Raw genomic sequence first — 6,675 nt, 5'->3', positions numbered from 1 at the left:
AGATCTTCCAATCCCAAAACTGAGGATAACCACCGTAAGGCTTCGTCTCCACGTTGTTCCACCACATGTACTCCTGACCCTTCGAAAAGGTCCAGGTCGACTTGTGGGCCATCGTGCACGTCTGACATGCAATACAGCGGTTCGTATTGAATACGAACGTGAACTGCTCCTTCGGATGCTTCTCCTCGTACACATAGGTCATCATGCGACCCAACTGCCAGTTATAGACTTCAGGCATCTTGTAACCTCCATTAAAACCGTCGCCCTCTCAGAGCTACGGTCCCGGTTGCTAATCAGATTTGAAACACCGCATTCAAAGCCGGCGCGGGCCCCCGAAGGGACCCGCACCCACACTTTAAATTTTCACGCGGATGTACTGACCTGCCAGGTACATCTCGGCGAAGCGGTCTTTCAACGGAGACTCCGGAGTGTAACCGGTACGAACCGGTTCCCACAGTCCCTTACCATGCATACCACCGTCTTCCGCCTTGGAGAACTTGACCAGCGTCTCTTTCGGCGTGGCGTTGATGGCATGGTTGTCTGCCTCGTACCCGAACATGAACTTCATCTTGGATTTTGCCTTATGGAACAGACTGTCCGTCTGATGCATCGGCATCAACCAAGACCGGGTGATCGACTGCTGACCACCGTACCGGAAGTTGGACTGGTACGGAGTGGTCATCGACAACGCGCGTCCGTCCGGGCGCTCTTCGTGCGCTTTAACCGAGCGTTCCGTAGAAGTCCAGCAAGAGTGTTTCATCATTGCCGTATGATACGGATACGCCGGGTTGTACTTCGCACGGAGCATCAGGCGGGCAACCTTGTAGCGCGGATCCGACGGCTTCCAGCCCATGTACGGGCGGTCGGCCGGGTTCGCGTCTACATACACGTAGTCGCCGTCGTTGATACCCAGGTCCTTACACAGGAACGGGTTCATGTGCACCTGCCACTCACCAACACCCGGAGACCGCTTGTCCATGCGGTAAGGATCGCCGAAGTTGTTGTTCCAGATCATGTTCCAGTCAGTCGTCGCCCAGGACGAATGAGCGGTATGTCTGGATTTCGGAGTGACGCAGTAGAACCGGTACCCCTTCTCCCACAAGAAGTTCTTGGTCGTACGTACAGACGACCACGGCTTCTTGATGTTACGAACGTGACGCAGATCCGGATCCTGCTCGTCTTCCGGAATCCCGTAATCGTCCGGGCGGATGTAGGGGTTGGTGGATACGATGACGTTCGGCAGGTAAGGAGTCGCCTCAGGACCTTCCCTGTGAACGATGAAGTTTTCACCCCATTCGATCGCTTCCGGTTCGTCGTTGTAGAACTGGATGCGGCCGTTCGGAGTGTAGAAGGGTTTGGACTCCGTGTACATTTCCCAGAACGGAGACCGCGGGTAGGTGCGGTACAGCAACAGACAGGCACCCGGCTCACCATATTTGCCGTTGATGATGTCGTCGATGTTGTAACCCATACCTGCGGTCGACGTGGTGAACAACCGGCGAATCATTGCCTTCGTCCGGTTGGGAGCTTCACCCTCGTATACCTTCACGTAATCCGCAAAGCGTTTGTCACCGGTGACCTGGGACAGGCGTTTTGCGAACTCGCGGTGGATCAGGTTGTCATCGATCGTGTCGAATACCGGTTTGATGCCGGTGCCGCCCCAGATCTGATGGAACGGGTTCGAACACGCCGAAGTGATCTCGTAAGACTCGAACTCGGCCCAGCTGTTCGCTGCCAATACAAAGTCAGCGTATTCGCAGGAACCGGTGAACTCGATGTCCTGAGCCACGATCATGTCTACGTTGTTGTTGGTGTTGAACACCAGCTCGTAGAACCACTTCGCGTTGTTGATGACGTTGACGTTGACAAACCAGATCAACTTACTCGGAGTCGGCATATGAGTGCGACCCGTGAAGACCTTACGTCCATACCGCGGGGTATTGACGATCAGAGCCTTGTCACGATGCGCCCAGTAACCAACTTCCTCACCCTTCAGGTAGCCTTTAACATTGGCCCAGTCCACGTTCTTGGAGATATCCAGAACGGGGTTGAAGGGATCTTCCGCAACCATGGAAGCGAAGCCCGGTCCCGACCAGTGAGAACCCTGGTAGTTACCGGCCTTGTAGTTACCCGCCCAGGTGTGGGAACCGGAACCTTTCGGTCCGACGTTACCCGTCAGCATGAGGGGAACATACGACGCCCGGTTGTGCATGGTGGCGTGGAAGTAATGGTTGATACCTTCACCGTAGTGAATCTCAACCGGCTTGATGGTACCGATGTCGCGTGCCAGACGTACAACCAGATCCTTCGGGGCATGGGAGATCTGGTTGACTGAATCCAGATCGTAGTCCTTCAGGTGGATTTTGTACATCTCGTACAACGGCATAACGGTGATGGTCTTGCCGCTGACCAGCTTGATGTCATAAACACCGTCCAGGGCCGGGTCGATATTCTTTTTCCGCATCTTCGCGCCAATGTCCTCGCGAGTTACGGCGACCGGTTTGTCGGTGTTGGTGTCCCAAACTACGAAGTCCGGCATTTTGTCCCGGTTGAAGTTCTTCATCCACTTGGTCGTGAAACCATCCTTAGGCAGCGGCTGGTTTTTGTAACCGGGGATGTAGTCGTCCGGGTGCAACCGGATCAGGTTGTCCGTGCGGACCAGCAACGGCATGTCGGTGTAGTCCTTGACGTATTCCACGTCGACCAGACCTTCATCCATGATGATCTTCGCACAACCCAGGAAGATGGAAATGTCGGAGGCGCCGGCGCGGCACGGAATCCAGTAGTCCGCTTTCGTGGAAGGCGGGTTGTATTCCGGGCAGACGGTTACCAGCGTACCGCCACGTTCCATGATTTCCGTGTACCAGTGAGCTTCCGGCATTTTGTTCTCAATGAGGTTTTTACCCCACTGAATGGTCAGCTTCGCATACCGGTGGTCGGCGAAGTCGATGTCGGAAGTCTGCATGCCATGCGTCCAGGAATGACCCGGAGCCTGGTCACCATGCCAGGTGTAGTTGGACCATGCGCGTCCGCCCAGTACCTGACCCGGGCCGCGGCCGCGAATGATCGCATCCAGAAGACCGACCATGTTGGCGAGGCGGTAGATACCATACTTACCGACAACACCCAGCAGGCCCATGCCGCCGCGATACTTGAAAGTACGCGGGCCGGATCCGCCCATGGCTTCGATCATCTCAGGCTGATAACCTTCGTTCTTCAGGCGCTGGGCACCGCGCTGACCGCTATAGGCTTTACCTACGGCAACGTGGCCTTTTGCCAGATAAGTGAAGGTATCGTCCCAGGTCATGCGGACGAATTCGTCCGTGCCCCGGCTGGTGAACTTATATTTTTCCCGGTTCTCCTTGTCCAGATAAGGAAAGCCGTCGTCGGCCCACTGCTTCCAGCCAACGCGCAACATCGGATACTTGTTGCGGTACGGTCCATAAACACGACGCGGGAACGTCATGCCGCGGAGACACATGCGCGGGTTCCACGCTGCGTCCGCCTGGTTGCCGTACAGATCGCGAATCTTGTGGTGATCGTAGTTCTGCTCGATCCGCATCAGAATGCCGTTACGTACGAAACCGCGCACACGACACTGATGGGTGTCGTTCGGTGAACAGCAGTACGTGAACGAACGTTCGTACTTATATTGGTCGCGATAAACTTCTTCCCAACGACGATCCGGATAGGACTCCAGGGGATTCCCAACCTTCACAACGGGTTTCAACTGAGCGCCTACCCTCTTGCTCGAAAGCGCCATGGCCGAAGCCACACCAGCACTCACCTGCAAGAACTTCCTTCGATTCAAACGCATAAACTTAAACCTCCCTTAGGTTAACAGTTGGCTTAAAAACCGAACTTGTATCCTGAAAAAACTTCCCCCGGCGGTCTCACCTGCCGACCGCCCTACCAATCCTCCTTTCTAAATTTCTGAAACCTGATTTTTGATAATTGGTTTTCTGACCCTAGTGACTAAAAACTTACCTGTAAAATTTTCCCAACCTCAATCAGACCTGGCCAAAAAAAAACCTGATACCCGTTTCGGCCTTATTTTAAGCCTCGAAACGAGATACCAGGTTTTGAAAACCGGTTTTTCCAATGCGGAGAATATGTGAATTTTGGACCCGTTCGCCACATGTCGAAAACACCAATCCAGGGCAAAATTAACGTGCTGGGGAATCCGTGCATGCTTCTTTATACTTAAATCCAAATGCCTTGTCAAACCCTTTTTATTAAGCCTATTTGAAAAATTTTACGCCCCTAAACCGGGGTAAAAATTGATTAAATATTAGGCAAAAACAGGGCTGAATTTTCGCTTTTTCCACAGCCTGCTGCGGTCTTCCCGCATTATACAAAAAAACCTTTTAAAAACAATAAATTAAACAAAAAAATGGGTGTTTTGCCTATAAAAAAATGAGTTCATGATCTGCTTCCCATTGGCCAGGATATCAATAAACTCTTAAAAATAAATGTTTTAAATCCAAATCACCGATTCTTCCCCAGATTCCATTTAGCACCCATCCCCCTGGAATTTCATTTTGAAGAAGTCAGAAAAAATTATTAAATGATAAGAAAAAACGGCCTGCAAACTAAAAAAAATGACTGAACCCTAAATAAAATAATGAGTTAAGAATAATCCATCAATAATCTGCATAAAAACCAGAAAAAATCTGTAAATCCTATACTTAATAAATGATCTCCTATTGATGTATAGGGATACATCCCGGTCCAAGCCGGGTCCTTGTTTCCTGGTATGGGGGGCGTGTGTCCTATGTTGTTTTCAGGGATTCGGCCGGGCCAATGCGCTTTTTCTCGGACGGGGGGTGGATTTGGCTTTCACCCCTGCCGGGATTGCAGTTATAATCCCCACTTTTTCAACTCTCCTTTCTGTCGATGAGACGACCACGCATCGCCATATACCCGGGCACGTTTGACCCGGTCACCAACGGGCACCTCGACATCATGAAGCGCGCCCTGTGCCTGTGCGACAAACTGATCGTGGCCGTCGCCCTGAACCCGAAAAAGAATCCGCTGTTCACGGTGGAGGACCGTGTCGCCTTCATCCAGGACGCGGTGAAGAAGTACGATAATATTGTGGTCCATCCCTTCGGCAGTCTGCTGACGGAGTTCGCCGACGGCAAAAAGGCGTTGATCATCGTCAAGGGTCTGCGCGCCGTCTCCGATTTCGAGTACGAGTTGCAGATGGGATTGATGAACCGCAACCTCAATGACAAACTGGAAACGGTGTTCATGATCCCGAGCCAGGAGTTTTCGTTTTTGAGTTCGAGTTTCGTCAAGGAAATCGCCAAGCACGGCGGCGATGTGAGCAAGATGGTTCCCAAAGCCGTGCTGAAAGGATTCACAAAGGTCAAACCGCTATGAAGTTCTCGCAACGCATCCAGAACATCAAACCGTCCATGACCCTCGCCATCACCGCCAAGGCCAAAGCCATGTCGGCGCAGGGCGACAACGTGATCGGCTTCGGCGCAGGAGAACCCGACTTCGGCACGCCGGAGAACATCAAGCAGGCGGCGATCGACGCCATTCACAACAACGACACGTACTACACGCCCGTCGGCGGCACCGACAAACTGAAAGACGCCATCATCGAAAAATTCAAGCGCGACAACGGACTCGCCTACTCACGCGAGCAGATCATCGTTTCCTGCGGCGCCAAGCATTCGTTCTACAACCTGGCGATGGTGCTGTGGGACAAGGGCGATGAAGTCATCGTGCCCGCGCCTTACTGGGTGTCGTACCCGGAGATGGTGACGCTTTCCGACGCAACGCCGGTGATCGTCGAGACCGAGCAGAGCAACGATTTCAAGATCACGCCGGAGCAGTTGCAGGCCGCCGTCACGCCGAACACGCGCGCGGTCATCATCAACAGTCCGTCGAACCCGACCGGCTCCGCCTACACGCGCGCCGAGCTGGAAGCGCTGGCGGAAGTCGCGCTCAGGAACAAACTGATGGTGGTGTCGGATGAGATCTACGAGAAGATCGTGTTCGATGGCTTCGAGCACGTGAGCATCGCGTCGTTCAGCGAAGAGATGAAGAAGAACACCGTCGTCATCAACGGCGCGTCGAAGTGCTTCGCCATGACCGGCTGGCGCATCGGTTACCTCGCGGCGGAAGCGGACATCGTGAAAGCCGTGAACAAAATCCAGGGGCAGAGCACGTCGAACCCCACCTCCATCGCGCAGGCGGCGTGCGTGGAAGCGCTCACCGGAGCCAAGACGGAGACGGCCATCGCCAGCATGGTCGATGCCTTCACCCAGCGGCGCAATGTGCTGATGGACCGCTACGCGGCGATCGATGGAGTGAAATGTTACAAGCCGGTGGGGAGTTTCTACAGCTTCCCGGATTTCTCCGCGTACTACGGCAGGACCCACAAGGGCAAGACGCTGAACGGATCGCTGGACATCGCCGACTTCCTGTTGGAAGAAGCGAAAGTCGCCGTGGTGCCGGGCATCGCCTTCGGCGCCGACGCCAACCAGCGCCTGTCCTTCGCCACCTCCCTGCAGAACATCGAAGAAGGCCTGGACCGGATCCAGAAGGCACTCGCCACTTTGGGCTGAAATTTATAAAGAGGTTGAATCGTCCCCCAACGCCTCCCCTCCTTTTCAAGGAGGGGATTGAGGGGAGGTTACCGATACGCGGAATCGACCTCTT

General features: G+C 53.8%; 3 protein-coding genes and 1 pseudogene. 2 read left to right on the top strand and 2 right to left on the bottom strand.

Annotated features, from left to right (window positions below):
* Window positions 1-238, bottom strand: a pseudogene (locus ACTRXA_RS09585) (4Fe-4S dicluster domain-containing protein); the annotation flags it as partial.
* Window positions 239-355: 117 nt separating this feature from the next.
* Window positions 356-3,787: a molybdopterin-dependent oxidoreductase gene (locus ACTRXA_RS09580; RefSeq protein WP_442426973.1), complete on the bottom strand. Its 3,432-nt coding sequence runs from the start codon at window positions 3,785-3,787 to the stop codon at window positions 356-358.
* Window positions 3,788-4,896: 1,109 nt separating this feature from the next.
* Here ACTRXA_RS09580 and coaD point away from each other — a divergent pair.
* Both coaD and ACTRXA_RS09570 read left to right on the top strand, forming a co-directional pair.
* Window positions 4,897-5,385 carry a pantetheine-phosphate adenylyltransferase gene (gene coaD / locus ACTRXA_RS09575; protein ID WP_442426972.1) on the top strand — a complete coding sequence of 163 codons (489 nt, stop codon included), beginning with the start codon at window positions 4,897-4,899 and terminating at the stop codon, window positions 5,383-5,385.
* A complete protein-coding gene (locus tag ACTRXA_RS09570) occupies window positions 5,382-6,581 on the top strand; it encodes a pyridoxal phosphate-dependent aminotransferase (protein ID WP_442426971.1) in 1,200 nt (399 codons plus the stop codon). Before coaD ends, ACTRXA_RS09570 begins: the two co-directional genes overlap by 4 nt.
* Window positions 6,582-6,675 lie beyond the last annotated feature (94 nt).

Source organism: Nitrospina sp. P1_D6, assembly GCF_052156615.1.
Classification (GTDB): Bacteria; Nitrospinota; Nitrospinia; order Nitrospinales; family Nitrospinaceae; genus Nitrospina.
Note: the sequence above shows the minus strand (reverse complement) of the source record. Positions and strands in the feature narration are given on the sequence as shown.

Coding starts and splice junctions, on each gene's coding strand:
- coaD (WP_442426972.1), top strand. CDS start 4,897: ATGAGACGACCACGCATCGCCATATACCCGGGCACGTTTGACCCGGTC.
- ACTRXA_RS09570 (WP_442426971.1), top strand. CDS start 5,382: ATGAAGTTCTCGCAACGCATCCAGAACATCAAACCGTCCATGACCCTC.